13 protein-coding genes are annotated in these 15,321 nt (G+C 67.1%); 6 read left to right on the forward strand and 7 right to left on the reverse strand.

Going from position 1 to position 15,321, the window contains the following annotated elements:
* Nucleotides 1–86: 86 nt before the first annotated feature.
* Nucleotides 87–1,175 carry a class I SAM-dependent methyltransferase gene (locus tag AC5RUH_RS00240; RefSeq protein WP_494127583.1) on the forward strand — a complete coding sequence of 363 codons (1,089 nt, stop codon included), beginning with the start codon at nucleotides 87–89 and terminating at the stop codon, nucleotides 1,173–1,175.
* Between the two features lie 71 nt (nucleotides 1,176–1,246).
* On the opposite strand, the gene AC5RUH_RS00245 is transcribed toward AC5RUH_RS00240, so the two are convergent.
* Nucleotides 1,247–2,233 (reverse strand): LLM class flavin-dependent oxidoreductase, encoded by a 987-nt coding sequence (locus tag AC5RUH_RS00245; protein ID WP_494127584.1) that lies wholly within the window; start codon nucleotides 2,231–2,233, stop codon nucleotides 1,247–1,249.
* Between the two features lie 161 nt (nucleotides 2,234–2,394).
* On the opposite strand from AC5RUH_RS00245, the gene AC5RUH_RS00250 reads away from it, so the two are divergent.
* The gene (locus AC5RUH_RS00250; RefSeq protein WP_494127585.1) at nucleotides 2,395–3,036 is read left to right on the forward strand and encodes an SAM-dependent methyltransferase; all 642 of its coding nucleotides are present in this window, start codon (nucleotides 2,395–2,397) and stop codon (nucleotides 3,034–3,036) included.
* A gap of 119 nt (nucleotides 3,037–3,155) precedes the next feature.
* Here AC5RUH_RS00250 and AC5RUH_RS00255 read toward each other — a convergent pair whose 3' ends face one another.
* The 3 genes from AC5RUH_RS00255 to AC5RUH_RS00265 form a co-directional block, all read right to left on the reverse strand.
* A complete protein-coding gene (locus tag AC5RUH_RS00255) occupies nucleotides 3,156–3,344 on the reverse strand; it encodes a DUF1918 domain-containing protein (protein WP_494025179.1) in 189 nt (62 codons plus the stop codon).
* 54 nt (nucleotides 3,345–3,398) lie between these two features.
* Nucleotides 3,399–3,950, reverse strand: coding sequence for an acyl-CoA thioesterase (locus AC5RUH_RS00260; protein WP_494000890.1), 552 nt, complete (start codon nucleotides 3,948–3,950; stop codon nucleotides 3,399–3,401).
* Nucleotides 3,951–4,034: 84 nt separating this feature from the next.
* A complete protein-coding gene (locus AC5RUH_RS00265) occupies nucleotides 4,035–5,798 on the reverse strand; it encodes a BCCT family transporter (RefSeq protein WP_494000891.1) in 1,764 nt (587 codons plus the stop codon).
* A 97-nt stretch (nucleotides 5,799–5,895) separates the two neighbouring features.
* Here AC5RUH_RS00265 and AC5RUH_RS00270 point away from each other — a divergent pair, with 97 nt between their 5' ends.
* Together AC5RUH_RS00270 and AC5RUH_RS00275 are read left to right on the forward strand one after the other, a co-directional pair.
* Nucleotides 5,896–6,522: a cob(I)yrinic acid a,c-diamide adenosyltransferase gene (locus tag AC5RUH_RS00270; protein ID WP_494024198.1), complete on the forward strand. Its 627-nt coding sequence runs from the start codon at nucleotides 5,896–5,898 to the stop codon at nucleotides 6,520–6,522.
* A gap of 57 nt (nucleotides 6,523–6,579) precedes the next feature.
* A complete protein-coding gene (locus tag AC5RUH_RS00275; RefSeq protein WP_494127586.1) occupies nucleotides 6,580–7,368 on the forward strand; it encodes an IclR family transcriptional regulator domain-containing protein in 789 nt (262 codons plus the stop codon).
* Between the two features lie 193 nt (nucleotides 7,369–7,561).
* On the opposite strand, the gene AC5RUH_RS00280 is transcribed toward AC5RUH_RS00275, so the two are convergent.
* Nucleotides 7,562–9,601 carry an ABC transporter ATP-binding protein gene (locus AC5RUH_RS00280; protein WP_494025177.1) on the reverse strand — a complete coding sequence of 680 codons (2,040 nt, stop codon included), beginning with the start codon at nucleotides 9,599–9,601 and terminating at the stop codon, nucleotides 7,562–7,564.
* Nucleotides 9,598–11,331 (reverse strand): ABC transporter ATP-binding protein, encoded by a 1,734-nt coding sequence (locus AC5RUH_RS00285; protein WP_494000895.1) that lies wholly within the window; start codon nucleotides 11,329–11,331, stop codon nucleotides 9,598–9,600. The genes AC5RUH_RS00280 and AC5RUH_RS00285 overlap by 4 nt, the downstream gene beginning before the upstream one ends.
* A 233-nt stretch (nucleotides 11,332–11,564) precedes the next feature.
* On the opposite strand from AC5RUH_RS00285, the gene putP reads away from it, so the two are divergent.
* On the forward strand, nucleotides 11,565–13,076 hold the full coding sequence (gene putP / locus AC5RUH_RS00290) for a sodium/proline symporter PutP (RefSeq protein WP_494127587.1): 1,512 nt from the start codon (nucleotides 11,565–11,567) through the stop codon (nucleotides 13,074–13,076).
* 283 nt (nucleotides 13,077–13,359) lie between these two features.
* Nucleotides 13,360–14,766 carry a vanillate/3-O-methylgallate O-demethylase gene (gene ligM, locus AC5RUH_RS00295; protein WP_494127588.1) on the forward strand — a complete coding sequence of 469 codons (1,407 nt, stop codon included), beginning with the start codon at nucleotides 13,360–13,362 and terminating at the stop codon, nucleotides 14,764–14,766.
* A gap of 96 nt (nucleotides 14,767–14,862) precedes the next feature.
* Here ligM and AC5RUH_RS00300 read toward each other — a convergent pair whose 3' ends face one another.
* Nucleotides 14,863–15,165 carry a hypothetical protein gene (locus AC5RUH_RS00300; RefSeq protein ID WP_494024192.1) on the reverse strand — a complete coding sequence of 101 codons (303 nt, stop codon included), beginning with the start codon at nucleotides 15,163–15,165 and terminating at the stop codon, nucleotides 14,863–14,865.
* Between the last annotated feature and the right edge of the window lie 156 nt (nucleotides 15,166–15,321).

The raw sequence follows: 15,321 nt of genomic DNA on the forward strand, positions 1-15,321 counted from the left end.
TTGCCCGATGTTCCCGGTGCCGCCGGCTCCCTACCGTGGGATTGAAGCAGGCAACAGGTGCCTGCTTCCAGACCACGGGAGAAGCCATGACCACCATCCAGGAAGCTGCCGGACAGTTCGACACCGAGACCGCCGAAGCCTTCGCGCAGCGCTGCCTGACCATCCTGAACGACGGCGCCTTGGCCATGCTGGCCAGCATCGGTCACCAGACGGGGCTGTTCGACACACTGGCGGCGTTGCCGCCGGCCACCAGCCAGCAGATCGCGGACGCCGCGGAGCTGGACGAGCGCTACGTGCGCGAATGGCTCAACGGCCTGGCCGCGTCGCAAGTGGTGGCCTACGACCCGGTCGCCCGCACTTACCGGCTGCCGGCCGAACACGCCGCCTCGCTGACCAGGGCCGCCGGCCCGGACAACCTGGCGCGGCTGCTTCAGTACATCCCGCTGCTCGGCGGCGTGGAGGAGGGGGTCGTCGCCGCATTCCGCCAGGGCGGCGGGCTGTCCTATGCCGACTATCCGCGCTTCCACCAGTTGATGTCGGAGGAAAGCTCGGCGGTTTTCGACGCCGAGCTGATCGAGGAGATCCTGCCGCTGGCCGACGGGTTGGTCGAACGCCTGCGCCGGGGCATCGACGTGGCCGACGTCGGCTGCGGCAGCGGGCACGCCATCAACCTGATGGCGCAGGCGTTTCCCGCCAGCCGGTTCACCGGCTACGACTTCTCGCCGGAGGGAATCGCCCGGGCACGGCAGGAAGCGGCGCGCATGGGCCTGCACAATGCCTCGTTCGAGGTCCGGGACGTCGCCGAGCTGAATGAACCGGGACGGTTCGACCTGGTCACCGCCTTCGACACCATCCACGACCAGGCCCAGCCGGCGCGCGTGCTCGGCGAGATCCATGCGGCCCTGCGGCCCGGCGGAACCTTCCTCATGGTGGACATGAAGGCCTCCAGCAATGTGGAGGACAACTTGTCGCTGCCCTGGGCGGGCTTCCTCTACACCATTTCGGTGATGCACTGCATGAGTGTTTCGCTGGGCCAGGGTGGCGCGGGACTGGGCACCGCATGGGGCCGGCAGCTTGCCCTGTCCATGCTGGCGGATGCGGGCTTTTCCGGGACGGTCGTCAAGGACGTCGAGCAGGACCCGTTCAACGCCTACTACATCGCGGCCAAACGGTAACCCGACGACGGCGGCTCAGGCCGCCAGTCCGGCGGCCTGGGCCGTCAGCTCCAGCGCGCGCAGCCGGCGGCTCAAGCGGCCAGCCCGGCGGCCTGGGCCGTCAGCTCCAGCGCGCGCAGCCGCTGCGCGACGGTCGGCGCCTGGAACGCCACAATCAGCTCGTCGGCGCCGGCATGCTTGGCGAAGCCTTCCAGGTACTCCGCCACCGCCTCGCGCGTCCCGACGGCCGAGTACTTGACCATCTGCTCCACGTGCTGGCCCTGCGGCGAGTCCAGGATGAGGTCCGCTTCCTCGTCGGTAAAGGTCCGTTCGCGGCCGAACAGCAGCGAGACGCGGCTGCGCCGGACAACCCGGAACTGCTCCTGCGCTTCCTCGTTGCTGTCCGCGGCGATGGCGTTCACACCGGCGATCACGTACGGTTCGGCGAGTTGCTCCGACGGCTGGAACTCGCGGCGGTAGACGGACACGGCGTCCTGCAGCGCATTGGGCGCGAAGTGCGAGGCAAACGAGTACGGCAGCCCCAGCGCCGCGGCCAGCTTCGCGCCAAACAGCGAGGAGCCCAGGATGTACAGCGGCACGTTGGTGCCCTTGCCCGGTGTCGCATCCACGCCCTTGATGCGCGACTGTCCGGTCAGGTAGCCCTGCAGCTCCAGCACGTCCTGTGGGAAGGATTCGGCGCTCATCGGATCGCGGCGCAGCGCCCGCAAGGTGTTCTGGTCGCTGCCCGGCGCACGGCCCAGGCCAAGATCGATCCGTCCCGGATGGAGCGCCTCCAGCGTGCCGAACTGCTCGGCGATGGTCAGCGGGGCATGGTTCGGAAGCATGATGCCGCCGGCGCCCAGGCGGATGCTGTTGGTGTGCGCCGCCACGTGGGCAATCAGCACGCTGGTGGCCGAGGACGCGATCGACGCCATGTTGTGGTGTTCGGCGTACCACACCCGCCGGTAGCCCAGTTCCTCCGCCCGCTGCGCCAGGGACACACTGCCGGCCAGGCTTTCACCCACGGTTTCGTTCGGGCCGATGGTTGCCAGGTCAAGGATGGACAGAGGTACGTTCACGTCGGCGGGGCCTTTCGTCGCGGGACGCCCGGGGTGGTTGCCGCGGGCACACATCCTGCACAACGACGGCGGTGCCCGTCTTTATTTCTTCCCTCCCCGCCCGTGGGGACCGGCTGCAGGGCCGTCGCCGCCGTCACCTCGCGGGCGTAGAGTCTGCAGGCATGGAGCATCATCACGACCGCCGGGAAGAGCCCGACCAGTTCTGGGAGTCCTTTTACAGCCAAAGGGACCAGGTGTGGAGCGGCCGGCCGAACGCCATGCTGGTCCGCGAGGTCTCCGGCCTGCCGTCCGGCACCGCCCTGGAGCTGGGTTGCGGCGAGGGCGCAGACGCCATCTGGCTCGCCGGCAAGGGGTGGACGGTCACCGGCCTCGACATGTCCGGGCTCGCGCTGCAACGGGCGGCCAAACACGCCGACGAGGCCGGTGTTGCGGACCGCATCCGGTGGCTCCAACAGGACCTGGCCCGCTGGGAACCGCAGGAAAGCTACGATCTGGTCTGCGCCCAATTCCTGCACTCGCCGGTCGAGCTGCCGCGGAACGCCATTCTCACCACGGCGGCCCGCGCGGTAGCACCCGGCGGCACGTTGCTGGTCGTCGGCCACGAATCGTTTCCGCCCTGGTCGGGACATCCGGAACCCGAGGAACCGCTGCCCACGGCCGGGGAGCTGGCCGATGCACTCGGACTAGGTTCCCCGGACTGGGCCCTCGACACGCTCGACTCCGTCCCCCGCGAGGTCACGGGCCCGGACGGGCAGACCGCCACGATCACGGACAGCGTCCTGCGCGCCCGCCGGCTCGTTTAGCCGGCATCGGGCCTGGCCCGCAGCGGGCTTCTGACCCCGCATCTGGCCTGGCCTGCAGGCGGCTTCTGACCCGGCAGCGCGCCCCGTCTGCAGCGGGCTTCTGACCCGGCAGCGGCTTCTTACCCGGCAGCGTGCTCGATGCTGCAGTCCGTGCCGGGGAAGACGACACTCTCATGGCCGTCGTCGAACCTCACGAAGTAGGGCGGAGCTCCGCCGTCGCCCCTGACCTCGATGACTTCGCCGTGCCGGTCAGCCGAGTCCACCGTCCTGCCCCTGATGACGATGCGGTCTCCGGGTGCTGCGATCATGACCGCTCACCTCCTTTCCCATAGCCTAGGGGAACGGGCTGCGGCCGACCAGAGTCAGCGCACCCAGCGGTGCGGGGCGGGCCGTCGGGTGCTGGGCAGGGCGTTGTTCTCCCGCCACTCGTGCAGCCATTCGGGCAAAACCAGGTCCGCCGGCGGCCGCTGGCCGACGGCAGCGAAGATCTCCTCATTGGAGACCGGGCCCTGCTTCGAAACCAGCCGGGTGGCGATGTAGGCGCGGGCATGGATTTCGCCGTCGGCCACCATGCGCTGCTCGAAGAAGATGGCGCGGTCATCAAATCCGATGATCCGGGTTTCGATGCTGTATTGCTGGCCGAGTGTGAGCGATTTACGGAAGGAAATGGTCTCCGCGCCGACCACCGGCGACCAGCCCTTGCGGCGGAAGGTGTCCCACACGCCCGCACGCACCATCAGCTCGAAGCGGCCGAGGTCCATCAGCGAGAAATACATCCCGTTGTTGACGTGCATGGCGATGTCGATGTCGGTGGGCAGCACGCGCAGGGACAGCGTGGACGAATCCCATATGTCCAAGGCAGGACGGCGGCGGGCCGTCAGCAGCAGCAGGAGGGTGCGGAAGATCAGGTGCATGCCGCCATGTTACCCGGAGGTAACTTGCCGGGCGGACGGGACCGGCTAAGCCGCGCCGGTCCCGCCACTTTCCAGCTAGTCCCGCTACGCGTGGTGTCCGTGTTTTTTGCCGTCCCCGAGGTCCTCCGGCAATCCCCCCGCGGGATGGTCGGGGCCGCCGGAGCCGTTGATGCGCCCGGCTTGGCCAGGCTGGACGACCGGCGTCTCGGACGTCACCGGCACCGCGAACGGCACGGTGCTGGGGACGCTGACGGCTCCGCGCACCGGGCCCATGCGCCGCTGCCGCAGCGGATCCCGGCGCAAGTCCACGTACAGCGAGAGGCAGAGTCCCACCATGATCAGCACGAAGGGCGTTGACGCCAGGATGGTGAACGTCTGCAGCGCGTCGAGCCCGCCGACGAACAGCAGCACGGCCGCGACGGTACCGGTGAGAACGCCCCAGAGGATGACCAGCGGCTTCCACGGCTCCTTTCGGCCGCGGGAGGAAAGCGTTCCCAGCACGACGGCGCCGGCGTCGGCGCCGCTGACGAAAAACACCGCCGTCAGCACCATCACCACGATGGCCGCGCCGAAAAAGAACGGATAGTTCTGCAGGGTTGCGAAGAAACCGGCCGCCTCGTCTCCGGTCCCGGCAATATCTTCACCGCCCAGCTGGAGGTGGATGCCCGCACCGCCGAACACCGAGAACCAGACCACGCTCACGGCGGTGGGGACCAGCAGCACGCCCAGGACGAATTCCTTGATGGTTCGCCCGCGGGAGATCTTGGCGATGAACGTGCCCACGAAGGGGGTCCAGGAGATCCACCACGCCCAGTAGAAGATGGTCCAGTTGGCCAGCCACTCGGTGCCGCCGAAGACGGCCGAGTGGAAGCTCATGGGGACGATGTTGGCCAGGTAGTCGCCGATCGCGGCGGGGACCAGATCCAGGATGAAGACGGTGGGACCCACCACGAAGACGAACACCAGCAGCACCGCGGCCAGCACCATGTTCGTGTTGCTCAGCCACTTGATGCCGCGGGCAACGCCGCTGGCCGCCGAAATCACCACACCCACGGTCAGCACGCAGATGATCAGGATCGGAGCCACGACGCCGGGGTTCTCCTCGAACCGGCCGGTCCGCAGCAGCGCCAATCCGGCGGCAATCTGCAGCGCCCCCAGGCCCAGCGAGGTCGCCGAACCGAATTTCGTACAGATGATCGCCAGGATGTCGATCGGCTTGCCCCAGCCCTTTTCCTCAATCCGCTCCTTGCCGAAGATCGCCTGGAAGGGCGAACTCATCAGGTTGCCGCGGCCCATCCGGTACGTCGAATAGGCCAGGGCCAGGCCAACCACCGAGTAGATGGCCCACGGGTGCAGACCCCAGTGGAAGAGCGTGTAGGCCATCGCGCTGTTCGCGGCCTCGGGGGATCCCGGAGCGGCATCCACGAAGGGCGGCGGCGAGGCCAGATGAGTGACCGGTTCGTAGACGCCGAAGAACATCAGGCCGATGCCCATGCCGGCGCTGAACATCATGGCAATCCACGACAACGTGGAGAATTCGGTGGTTTCGCCCTCCTGCGCGAGCGGAATGTTGCCATACCGGCCGAAGGCCAGCACCAGCGAAAAGATTACGAAGCCGGTGGCGCCGAGGATGAACAACCAACCGAAGGAGTTGGTCACCCAGCCGAGAATTGATCCGGTTACTTCGGTCACCTGCTGGGTAAAGAAAACACCCAGCAGGCAGATGGCAACAATAATGCTGCCTGAAACGAAGAAAACCGTCTTGTCGACGGTATTCCAGCCCCGCTGCCCGTCGTCACCCGTATCCCGGGAGACAGTCGGCAAGGGGCCGGTAAATTCGCTGCTCATCACTGATCCTCACTGTTGTCACCGGCTGTACGCGTGCGGCGCTCCGGGCTTGCTGCGGCTCTTCGATGTCAAACGTCCCGTCAGTATGATGGCAGGCATGAGTGGAGATGGCGACTTTCAAAGCGATGATCAGACCCGGATGGACCACTATGGCGACACCGGGTACACCGCCTTCGGCAGCCACGGCGAGGTGTCCAAGAACGACCCGAGGGTGGTCGCGCATGCCGAAGTGGATGCCGCCAACGCCGCTGTGGCCGTGGCCATGGCGAGCGGGGGTGTGTCCCCGGAGGTCAGCGCCATGCTGGTCAGCGTCCAAAACGACTTGTTCGACCTGATGGCCGACCTGCTGGTGCCGTATCGCGGCAATCAGGCGGCGGACGCCCGCATCATCCCCGAGCATGTGGAGCGGCTGGAACGCGCCATCGACCACTTCAGGCAGGAAGCCAAGGACCTCAGCGGCATGCTGCTGCCGGGCGGAACCCTCTCCGCTGCGCTGCTGTACCAGGCCCGCACGGCGGTGCGTCGCGCCGAACGCGCGGTCTGGGCGGCACTGGATGAGTACGGCGACGTGGTGAATTCCGAGACCGGCCGCTACCTCAACCGGCTCTCCGGGCTGCTCTTCGTGATGGCCCGGGTGGCCAACGCCGAGCACGGGGACGTGATGTGGGTTCCCGAGTCCTCCGTCCGCGGCGTCCTCGAGGACCAATCCGGCACCACCGAGTAGCGCTGAGCAGGTAACCGCCGTCACAATCCGGCGGCCCGCCGGGTATCCTCGACGGTGATGAGCATCACCTCCGACGCGCACGTGACCAGGGCCATGACAGAGCCGTCCGCGCGCACCCTGGCGCGCGGCCTCTCGGTGTTAAGCGTCTTCGATGACGCTCATCCGCAGATGCGGGCGGCCGAGGTTGCCGCCCGCGCCGGCCTGAACCGTGCGGCTACCGCGCGGGTGCTCCGGACGCTGGTCAGCCTTGGCTATGTGCGCTGCCGGGATGACCTGTTCTCGCTGGCCCATCAGGCCCTGGAGCTGGGCCACGGCTACGTCGCGGGCTCTCCGCTCGTCCGGGCCTCCCGCGGGGCGGTCCAGTGGCTGACCGGGGAATTCAACGAACCGTGCACGGCGGGCGTGCTGGCCGGCGGCGACGTCATCTGCATCGCGGCGACCCGCGTGCCGCGCATGATCCGCGCCGGGCTGACCGTCGGCGCCAAGATTCCGGCGCACGCCTCGTCGATGGGCAAGGTGCTGGTGGCCGGGCTGTCCGAGGACGGCCTCCGGTCCGCCGTCGACGGCGGCCTCAGCAGGCTGACCGAGCAGACCATCGACAGCACCTGGCGTTTCCGCCAGGAGATCGAGCAGGTCCGGCGGCAGGGCTACGCGGTCAACAACAGCGAACTGCAGCAGGGCCACCGCACGCTGTCCGTGCCCGTGAGGGACAGCGGCGGCACGGTGCTCGCCGCCGTCGGCGTCAATATGCTGGCCACCCCCGACACCTTGGAGACGGCCATCGTCAGCCACCTCCCGCTGCTGCGCCGCGCGGCGGAGCTGATCGCCGAAAGCGCCACGCGCTAAGAGCCCGACGGCGGTGCCTGCGCCTGGAACCTGTGGGCACCGCTTGACGGCGGTGCCTGCGCGCGGGGCCTGTGGGCGGCGGCGCCTGCGGTCCTGTGGGCGGCGCCTGTGGGCGGCGCCTGCGGGCGGGCCCGCGCGCGGTGCGGAACCCGCCGAAGCGGGCGCCGCCGTCGTCGTCCTCCCGTTCAGGGGATCAGGACACCGGATCCGCGGCCGCCGCGAACTGCGACATGTAGAGCCGGTAGTACGGGCCTTCGGCCGCCAGCAGCTCCGTGTGGTTGCCCTGCTCCACGATCTTGCCGTCCTCCATCACCAGGATCACGTCGGCGTCCCGGATGGTGGAGAGCCGGTGCGCAATGACAAAGCTGGTGCGGTCCGTGCGCAGCGCTGCCATGGCGTGCTGGACGAGCAGTTCCGTGCGGGTGTCCACCGAGCTGGTCGCCTCATCCAGGATCAGCAGCGACGGGTTCGCCAGGAACGCGCGCGCGATGGTGATCAGCTGCTTCTCACCGGCGGAGACGTTGTTGCCCTCTTCGTCGATCACCGTGTCATAGCCGTCCGGAAGCGCCCGCACGAAGCGGTCCACGTAGGTGGCCTTAGCGGCCGCCATCACTTCTTCCTCGGTGGCGTCCAGGTTGCCGTAGCGGATGTTCTCGTAGATGGAGCCGCCGAACAACCAGGCGTCCTGCAGCACCATGCCCACCTTGGACCGCAGCTCGGCCCGGCTGAGGGCGGTGATGTCCACCCCGTCGAGGGTGATGCGGCCGGCATCCAGTTCGTAAAAGCGCATCACCAGGTTCACCAGGGTGGTCTTGCCCGCGCCCGTCGGCCCCACGATCGCCACCGTCTCGCCCGGCCGCGCGGCGAAGGAGAGGTCCTCGATCAGCGGCTTGTCGGGGCTGTAACTGAAGCTGACGTTGTGGAACCGGACCTGCCCTTCGGTTTGGGCGGGCAGCGATTCGGTGGCGGTGTCCGGGGCCTGCTCGTCGGCGTCGAGCAGCTCGAAGACGCGCTCGGCCGAGGCGACGCCGGACTGCAGCATGTTGGCCATGCCCGCCATCTGGCCCAGCGGCTGGTTGAATTCACGCGAGTACTGGATGAACGCGGTGGCATCGCCCAGGGTCATGGAGCCGGATGCCACGCGCAGGCCGCCCACCACGGCGATTCCGACGTAGCTCAGGTAGGAGATGAACTGCATGACCGGCATGATCATGCCGGAGACGAACTGCGCGCCGAACGAGGCCTTGTAGAGTTCCTCGTTCTTTTCGTCGAACTGTTCCACCGACTGCTGCTCGCGGCCGAAGGCGCGGACCAGATCATGGCCGCTGAACGATTCCTCGATGTGCCCGTTGAGCGCTCCGGTGTTCTTCCATTGCGCGGTGAACAGCTTTTGGCTGCGGGTGCCGATGAGGCCGGCGCCCACGGCGGAAAGCGGCAGGGCGATCAGGGCGATCAGGGCCAGCTGCCAGGAGACGATGAACATCATGATGGTGATGCCGAGCAGGCTCAGCGCGGACATGATCAGCTGCGCGAACGCCTGCTGCAGCGCCTGCTGGATGTTGTCGACGTCGTTGGTCACCCGGGAGAGCATGTCGCCGCGCTGGCGGGTGTCGAAGTAGTTCAGCGGCAGTCGGTTCAGCTTGGCTTCCACGTCGCGGCGCAGCCCGAAGACCACCCGCATGACGATTTGGTTCAGCAGCCAACCCTGCAGCCACATGAACAGCGACGCGACCACGTACATCCCCAGCACCAGCAGGATCAGGTTGCCCAGCAGTTGGAAGTCGATGCCGACCCCGGGAACCAGTTCCATGCCGCTGAGCATGTCGGCAAACTGGTCCTGGCCCTGGGCGCGGAGCCCGGCGATGACTTCTTCCTGGCTGGCGCCGGCGGGCAGGTTCGCGCCAATGGCGCCGCTGAAGATGACGTCCATCGCGTTGCCCAGCACCTTGGGCGCAATCACATTAAGCACGACTGCCACCAGCACCATGGCCAGCACCAGGATGATCCCGGCCTTCTCCGGCTTCAGCAGCCCGAACAGGCGCTTGGCGGACGGCCAGAAGTGCTGGGCCTTGCGGACCGGCGTCCCGGTCATGAAGTCCTGGTCGGCCTCGCCCGGCTGGAACTGTTCTTCCAGCACCTCGGCCTCGGCTTCAGCGGCGGCTCCCGGCGTTGGCGCCGTCACGGGGTCCGGCCCGGTGGCCACCTCGGCCGGGGCTTCCTTGTCCGGCGTCATGCCGCTTCCTCCACCGCAGTCTGGGATTGAACAATTTCCTGGTAGGTCTCCGAGCTCTCCAGCAGCTGCCCGTGGGTGCCGCGGGCCACGATCTGTCCGTGCTCCATCACCAGGATCTGGTCCGCGTCGATGATGGTGGCGACGCGCTGGGCGACGATGATGACTGTCGCGTCGCCGGTGGTCCCCTTGAGGGCGGCCCGCAGCCTGGCGTCGGTTGCCACGTCCAGCGCGGAGAACGAGTCGTCGAACAGGAAGACCTTGGGCTTGGCCACCAGGGCGCGGGCGATGCACAGCCGCTGGCGCTGGCCGCCCGACACGTTGGTGCCGCCCTGCGAGAGCGCCGACTGAAGCCCCTTGTCCTTGGCACGGACGAAGTCCTCGCCCTGGGCCACGCGCAGCGCCTCCCAGAGTTCTTCATCCGTGGCGTCCGGATCGCCGAACCGCAGGTTGTGTGCCACCGTGCCGGAGAACAGGTAGGGCCGCTGCGGCACCAGCGCCACGCGGTCCGTGATGTCGGTGCGCTCCATCCGGGTGACCGGAACACCGTCGATGAGCACCTCACCGCTGTCGGCGTCGAACAGCCGCGGGAGCATGCTGATCAGGGTGGTCTTGCCCGCGCCGGTGCTGCCGATGATCGCCGTCGTCTGCCCCGGCCGGGCCGTGAAACTGACGTTGCGCAGCACGGGTTCCTCTGCGCCGGGATAGGAGTACGTGACGTCGCGGAACTCGACGACGCCGGCCGGTTCCCGGGCCTGCTGCGGCTCGGCGGGTTCATGCACGGAGGGCTCGACGTCGAGCACCTCGCCGATGCGTTCGGCACAGACCGAGGCCCGGGGAATCATCATCGCCATGAAGGTGCCCATCATCACCGCCATGAGGATCTGCAGCAGGTACTGCAGGAACGCCGTCAGGGCACCGACCTGCATCTCGCCCGCGTCCACGCGAAGTCCGCCAAACCACAGCACCGCCGCCGTGGCCAGGTGAAGGATCATGCCGATCGAGGGGAACATCAAAACGAACAGGTTGCCGACCGAGACCGAGACATCGGTCAGTTCGCGGTTGGCCTTCTCGAAGCGCTTGGCCTCGTAGGGCTCGCGGACAAACGCCCGGACCACGCGGATGCCGGTAATCTGCTCACGGAGCACCCCGTTGATGTTGTCGATCTTCGTTTGCATCATCCGGAAGAGCGGCATCAGCTTCCAGACCAGCAAACCGACGACGACGAACAGCAGCGGCACCGATGCCCACACCAACCACGACAGTTGCAGGTCCTCGCGCAGTGCCATGATGATGCCGCCGACGCACATGATGGGTGCCATCACCATGAAGTTCAGTCCCATCAGCACGAGCATCTGCACCTGCTGGACGTCGTTGGTGCCGCGGGTGATGAGGCTCGGCGCGCCGAATCGTCCTACCTCCCGGGCGGAGAACCCGGTGACCTTGTGGAAAATGCCGCGGCGGAGGTCGCGGCCCAGGGCCATCGCTGCCTTCGAGCCGAAATAAACCCCGGCGATCGCGGCCGCCACCTGGATAAAGCTGACCACCAGCATGAGGCCGCCGGTGCCCCAGATGTAGTCGGTGTCGCCCCGGGCCACGCCCTCGTCGATGATCTGGGCGTTCAGGCTGGGGAGGTACAGCGCGGCGATGGTCGCAATCAGCTGCAGCACCACCACGGCGAACACGTAGGGAAGGTAGGGGCGGCCGTAATGGCGGATGAGGCGGAGCAGCATCGGGACGTGACGCAACTTTCGGCGAAAGGGTGGATTGAGGCCAGATAGAGGCTACACCTTGGCCAGAGCCGCTGTAACCCACGGCAGATGAACTTCTGCCCCGGCCTTCAGCGGACCGCCGGTTACCCCGCGGTTCTTCGTCCCGTGCGACACAAAGCGGCGGCGATTGGCCACGCCTGTAGCCCGCTGGAAGACTGAGGCGCACCAAACCGAGACACGGCGGAGGAAACCTCGTGAACGACCAGATGTTCCAAATCATCGCCATGCTGATTTACATGGCAGGCATGCTGGCCATCGGATGGTGGGCCTACCGGCGCACGAGCGATTTGGACGACTACATGCTTGCCGGCCGCGGCCTCAAGCCCGGCGTCGCGGCACTGAGCGCCGGCGCCTCGGACATGTCGGGCTGGCTGCTGATGGGCCTGCCCGGGGCGCTCTACGTCGGCGGGTTGTTCGAAGCCTGGATTGCCATCGGCCTGACGATTGGCGCCTGGCTCAATTGGAAGTTCGTGGCCCCGCGGCTGCGCTCCTACACGGAGGTATCCAATAACTCCATCACCGTCCCCAGCTTTTTGGAGAACCGGCTCAAGGACCGCTCGCGGCTGCTGCGGATAGTCTCCGGCGTGATCATCCTGGTATTTTTCACCTTCTACGTCTCCTCCGGCATGGTGGCCGGAGGCGTCTTCTTCGAATCCTCCTTCGGCTCCACCTATGGGGTCGGCATGCTCGTGGTCGGCGGCGTCACCGTCCTGTACACGTTGTTCGGCGGCTTCCTCGGCGCCAGCTATACCGACGTCGCCCAGGGGCTGTTGATGTTCGCGGCCCTGCTGCTGGTTCCGATCGTCGGTGTGTTCGCCACCGGCGGCCTGGCTGCCACCATCGACTCCATCCGTGAGGTGGATCCGAGCCACCTCAGCCTGTTCACCGGTGGTGCAGTCGCCGGCATTTCGGCTGCGGCCTGGGGACTGGGCTACTTCGGGCAGCCGCACATCATCGTCCGCTTCATGGCCTTGCGCACGCCCGGCGAGGCCACGGCGGCCCGCCGGATCGGCATCGGCTGGATGCTCATGACGGTATTCGGCGCCGTTGCCACCGCGCTGGTGGGCGTGGCCTACTTCCAGCAGAACCCGGGCGCCACCCTCACGGACGCCAAGTCCGCCGAATCGGTGTTCCTGGACCTCGCGCAGATCCTGTTCCACCCGTTCATCGCCGGCTTCGTGCTGGCCGCGGTGCTGGCGGCGATCATGAGCACCATCTCCTCCCAGTTGATCGTGTGCTCGTCTGCCCTGGTGGAGGACCTGTACAAGATCTTCGCCCGCAAGGACGCCCCGGCGAAGACCCAGGTGATGCTCGGCCGCCTGGGCGTGCTGGTCGTCGCCCTCGTGGCGGGCCTCCTGGCCTGGAGCCGCAACGACACCATCTTGGGGCTCGTAGCCTTCGCCTGGGCCGGGTTCGGTGCATCGTTCGGGCCGACCATCATCCTGTCGCTGTTCTGGCGCAAGCTCACCGTCGCCGGCGCGCTCTCCGGCATGCTGGCCGGCGCGGTCACGGTGTTCATCTGGGGCACCTCGGCGCTCTCGGCCACCATGTACGAGATCGTTCCGGGCTTCATCCTCAACGTCGCCGTCGCCGTCGTCGTCAGCCTCTTCACGCACAAGCCGCAGCCGGACATCGAGACGGAGTTCGCCGAAGCGGTCAGCCGCGCAACCGCGGGGAAGCCGTTCGTGGCTGCCGGAGAGCGCTGACCCACCCGGTCAACGGACCGCAAAGGGTGCCCTTTCCGACGTCGGGAAGGGCACCCTTTCGCGTTGCACACCATGCGCTGCCCGGCAGGCTAAGCGCTCCGCCGCCCGCCCTCGTGATTTACAGCGCCGGCGAGAACCAGCGGCCGGCCGGCAGCCGTCGAAGCTCCGCAAAAATCCCGCGTTAAACCGTCGACATAACTATCTCCATAGGTATAGAGTCGAAGTATCTTGGAAATGTGCAATGCGTCACACTCCGGCCCGCCATCGAGGAGGACAAGAACCCATGAGCGCCAAGAATCTTCAGGAAGTTTTGGACCAGTCCGGCAACACCGTCGAGATGCTGCGCAACTCGCAGATCGGCGCCTACATTTACCCCGTTGTCGCCCCGGAATTCACGAACTGGCGCAGCGAGCAGCGCGCCTGGCGCGAGTCCGCGGTCCTGTTCGACCAGTCGCACCACATGGACAACCTGTTCATCAGGGGCAAGGACGCCCTGAAGCTGATTTCGGACACCGCCATCAACTCGGTAGCCAACTTCCCCGTGAACAAGGCCAAGCAGTACGTACCCACCACGCCGGCCGGGCACGTCATCGGCGACGGCATCCTGTTCCACGAAACGGAGGACCAGTACGTCTACGTGGGCCGCTCCCCCGCCGCCAACTGGCTGATCTATCACGGTGAGACCGGCGGCTACGACGTGGACATCGAGGTGGACCGGCGCTCCCCGTCGCGGCCCATGGGACAGCCGGTGAAGCGCAAGTACTGGCGCTTCCAGATCCAGGGCCCGAACGCCTGGAAGATCATCGAAAAGGTCAACGGCGGCCAGGTTGAACAGCTGAAGTTCTTCAACATGGACCAGATGCAGGTCGCAGGCCGGCAGGTCCAGACCCTGCGCCACGGCATGGCCGGCGCACCGGGGCTGGAGATTTGGGGACCGTACGAGACGTACGACCAGGTCCGCGACACCATCCTGGAGGCCGGCCAGGAGTTCGGCCTCTTGGCCGTCGGTTCGCGCGCCTACCCGTCGAACACCCTGGAATCGGGCTGGATCCCCTCCCCGCTGCCCGCCATCTACACCGGCGAGGAGCTGCGCCCCTACCGCGAATGGCTCGGCGCCGACAGTTACGAGGCGGTCAACGCGGTCGCCGGCAGCTTCGTTTCGGACAAGATCGAGGACTACTACCTCAACCCGTGGGAGCTTGGGTACGGCCACATGGTGAAGTTCGACCACGACTTCATCGGCCGCGAGGCGTTGGAGAAGATCGACCCGGCCGACCAGCGCAAGAAGGTCACGCTCGAATGGAATGCCGAGGACATGGCGAAGATCTTCGCCTCGCTCTTCGACACCGAGGGCACGCCGTACAAGTACTTTGACCTGCCGCTGGCCAACTATGGTTCGTCCAATTACGACGCGGTGCTCGATGCCGCCGGCGAGACGATCGGCCTGTCCATGTTCACCGGCTACTCCGCCAACGAGAACCGGGCGCTGTCCCTGGCCACGGTGGACGCCGACGTGCCGGAGGGCACCGAGGTCACGGTGCTCTGGGGCGAGCCCGACGGCGGGACCCGCAAGACCACCGTGGAGCCGCACCGGCAGCTGAACGTGCGGGCCATCGTCAGCCCGGTGCCGTATTCACAGGCAGTCCGCCAGGACTACCCCGGCGGCTGGCGCTCCGGACAGAAGGCCTGAGCCAGGCTGCGTTAGGCCGCGACGGCGGGGAAGGTGCCAAGGGCACCTTCCCCGCCGTTTTGCCGTTTTCCTGGCGCCGCTCAGGCGGGACCGTCGTCAGCTGCTGTTTTCCTGGCTGCCGGTTTCTTCGATGTACCGCTCGCCCGACTCGGTCTCGCCGACGCGGAAGTGCTGCTCCATGTGCTCGATCGCCGCGGCGTCTTCGGGGCCGGGCGCGCTGACTGGATCGTCAATAGCCGTCCGGTCGGCATCGCCGTAAACGTTGGCCAGACCCTTCTTGGCATCCGCAGGCAACTCACCGGGCGGGAGCAATTCCTCGTCCCGGGAGGTTTCGCCGCCCTGGTTCTCTTCGCGCTCCGTACGGTCGTAGCGGTCCGGGTTGTTGATTTCCTCGCTCATGAATCTCCTTCCCTCAAGCGCTGGTGCGCCCTGTCTTCACCTAACCACAGAGCGGCGGTGCGCAACAGGGCCGGGAACCGCCCACCACGCCCCCAGGGGCTCCATCAGCCAACCTGGGCGGGGCCACGCCGGCGGCCCGATCCGGCCCTGACTCCC

This window comes from Arthrobacter sp. Y3223166 (genome assembly GCF_059090935.1).